The sequence below is a fragment of the Arthrobacter sp. JCM 19049 genome (genome assembly GCF_001310435.1).
Genome location: NZ_BAXF01000326.1, coordinates 1 through 2,502 on the forward strand (window position 1 = coordinate 1; position 2,502 = coordinate 2,502).

2 protein-coding genes, 6 tRNA genes and 1 pseudogene are annotated in these 2,502 nt (G+C 62.9%); 8 read left to right on the plus strand and 1 reads right to left on the minus strand.

The window, feature by feature from the left end:
• Nucleotides 1–170 (minus strand): annotated as a pseudogene (locus JCM19049_RS20565) (cytochrome); the annotation flags it as partial.
• 193 nt (nucleotides 171–363) lie between these two features.
• On the opposite strand from JCM19049_RS20565, the gene JCM19049_RS11640 reads away from it, so the two are divergent.
• From JCM19049_RS11640 to JCM19049_RS11675, 8 genes are all read left to right on the plus strand, one after another.
• Nucleotides 364–436, plus strand: a tRNA-Gly gene (locus JCM19049_RS11640).
• 57 nt (nucleotides 437–493) lie between these two features.
• A tRNA-Cys gene (locus tag JCM19049_RS11645) sits at nucleotides 494–564 on the plus strand.
• A gap of 35 nt (nucleotides 565–599) precedes the next feature.
• Nucleotides 600–671, plus strand: a tRNA-Val gene (locus JCM19049_RS11650).
• Nucleotides 672–701: 30 nt separating this feature from the next.
• Nucleotides 702–777, plus strand: a tRNA-Gly gene (locus JCM19049_RS11655).
• Between the two features lie 49 nt (nucleotides 778–826).
• Nucleotides 827–898 (plus strand) — tRNA-Val (locus tag JCM19049_RS11660).
• A 38-nt stretch (nucleotides 899–936) separates the two neighbouring features.
• Nucleotides 937–1,012 (plus strand) — tRNA-Gly (locus JCM19049_RS11665).
• A gap of 188 nt (nucleotides 1,013–1,200) precedes the next feature.
• Nucleotides 1,201–1,428, plus strand: coding sequence for an antitoxin (locus tag JCM19049_RS11670; protein WP_279403073.1), 228 nt, complete (start codon nucleotides 1,201–1,203; stop codon nucleotides 1,426–1,428).
• 267 nt (nucleotides 1,429–1,695) lie between these two features.
• Nucleotides 1,696–2,502, plus strand: an 807-nt coding sequence (locus JCM19049_RS11675) for a benzoate/H(+) symporter BenE family transporter (protein ID WP_054821673.1), incomplete at its 3' end; no start/stop codon positions are given.

A 2,502-nucleotide genomic window follows, 5' to 3' on the forward strand; every position in this document is an offset into this window, starting at 1 on the left:
CGGGCGTCCTCGGACAGCGTCTTGGCGGCCAGGTAGCCGGCCCACCCGGTCAGATCGACCTTCTCCATGCCGATCACGGTGGTGATGGACGGGACGGTTGGCTGCCCGCCGACCTCGCGGGCATACATTCGTCCCAGTGCTGTCTGTACGGCCAACCGAGGGGAAGTCATAGTGCGATCATGGCATACCGCCCCGACACTTCAGCTAGTCCGCTCGAGATTCAGCACCGATTCGCGGGGCGCGGCGGGGAAAAAGCGGCTGTGAACCAGATCTCAGCTTTTGGATTTGGTGCTTCGGCATTTTCTCGTATAGAGTTTTTACTCGTTGGAAAGACGCCGAAACGGCAGATGAACTTCCAATTTTGCGGACATAGCTCAGCTGGTAGAGCGCAACCTTGCCAAGGTTGAGGTCGCGAGTTCGAACCTCGTTGTCCGCTCGCAAAAAGATCACCGGATCGGTTCGCCGATCCACGCCCGGTTTACCGACCGGACCTGGTGGGGTGGCCGAGAGGCGAGGCAGCGGCCTGCAAAGCCGTATACGCGGGTTCGAATCCCGTCCCCACCTCGCTGGAGGCATTTGCCTCAGGCATTATCTTTTTTGCGCGATTGGCGCAGCGGTAGCGCGCTTCCCTGACACGGAAGAGGTCACTGGTTCGATCCCAGTATCGCGCACGAAGCATTCATCCTCGGATGGCTGTTTACGCGGACATAGCTCAGCTGGTAGAGCGCAACCTTGCCAAGGTTGAGGTCGCGAGTTCGAACCTCGTTGTCCGCTCCAAAGTTCCTGGGGTATCCTAGGTGCTTGGCCGAAACTCTTCGGAAATTCGGCGCGATTGGCGCAGCGGTAGCGCGCTTCCCTGACACGGAAGAGGTCACTGGTTCGATCCCAGTATCGCGCACTGGACATTCATCGTATGATTAATGTTCAACACAACATGCGGACATAGCTCAGCTGGTAGAGCGCAACCTTGCCAAGGTTGAGGTCGCGAGTTCGAACCTCGTTGTCCGCTCCACTGTCAGAAGGCCACCCCCACGGGTGGCCTTCTGCTTTTCCCGCCAGCACCTCCAGCCCATGCACGCATGCATCTCGCTGATGGCTGAATTCTTGCCGACGCCGGTTCAAACCTTCCCCCGGCACCGCTGTCCGGTTTACCATATCCACAAGAGTGGGGACGGCAGGTGTTCCCAGCGTTGAAGGGAGGTGGCCTTTTTGTCAGGTTTTGACGAGCTGAAGGGCGAAGCCGAAGGACTGGCGCACAAGGCTGGCCAGTTTGCCGCAGAGAATTCAGAAAAGGTGGCCAACGGCATCGATAAGGCCGGAAACTTCGTCGATGAGAAGACCGGCGGCAAGTACGCCGACAAGGTCGACTCGGTTCAAGACGGAGCGCGCAACCTCCTGAACAAGCTCAAGGGCGATAACACGCCATAGCCGTTTATTGCGCGTCGAGTCGGGCATCGCCCCAAGCGCGTAGAAGGGCGTCGAACCACCGGTTCGGCGCCCTTCGCCTATCTGCAGCCGCGTGTCCGCCGCTCCAGGGCGCTTCCCGCAAGGCGGACACTGCCCCGCCTCCCCGGGCGGACAAGTGTCCGCATCGCCCATTCCTCGCAGGCCGGAGCCGGCCGCGCCATGGGCCGCCAGCGCAACAGCCTGAAACAAATTTCTCCAACATCACAGGTGGCGGCTAGGAAAGGAGTCATGCCCACAGAACTGCCAGCACGCCCCAACGCCCTTCCCGACGCGGTCATGGCCGGGTTCGTCACCACCATGGTCGGGTTTACCTCCTCCTTCGCGGTGGTGCTGACCGGGCTGCTGAATGTGGGGGCCGACGAAGGCCAGGCCGCCTCCGGCCTGCTGGCCCTGACGCTGCTGACCGGGCTGAGTACCATGCTGCTCTCGCTCTGGCACCGGATTCCGATCACGATCGCCTGGTCCACCCCGGGTGCCGCGATGCTCGCCAGCCTGGGCTCGGGCTCCTACGGCTTCGCCGAGGCGGTGGGCGCGTTCATCGTCAGTGCCGCCCTCATTGTGCTTTCCGGGCTGCTCCCGGTGCTGCAGCGGCTGCTGGGACGCATTCCGGTGCCGATCGCCCAGGGCATGCTGGCCGGGGTGCTGATCCCGCTGTGCCTGAAGCCGTTCACGTCCCTGGCGGTGATCCCAATGGCCGCGCTGGTCATCCTGCTGGTCTTCCTCATCGGGCTGCGGCTGCTGCCGCGCTTCGTGGTGGCGGTGACAATGCTCGCCGCCGTGCTGCTGGGCATGTGGCACATCACCAGCACCGGAACCTGGGGTGAGGTGTCGGCGCTGCCGCAGATGCAGTGGGTGGCCCCGGAGTTCAACCCCACCGCCATCGCCGGGATCAGCGTCCCGCTGTTCATCGTCACCATGGCCTCACAAAATGTGCCGGGCGTGGCGGTGATGTCCTCCTTCGGCTACCGGGTGCCCTGGCGGCCGGCGATGCTGGTCACCGGGACCGGTTCGGGGATCGGGGCGCTCTTTGGCGGC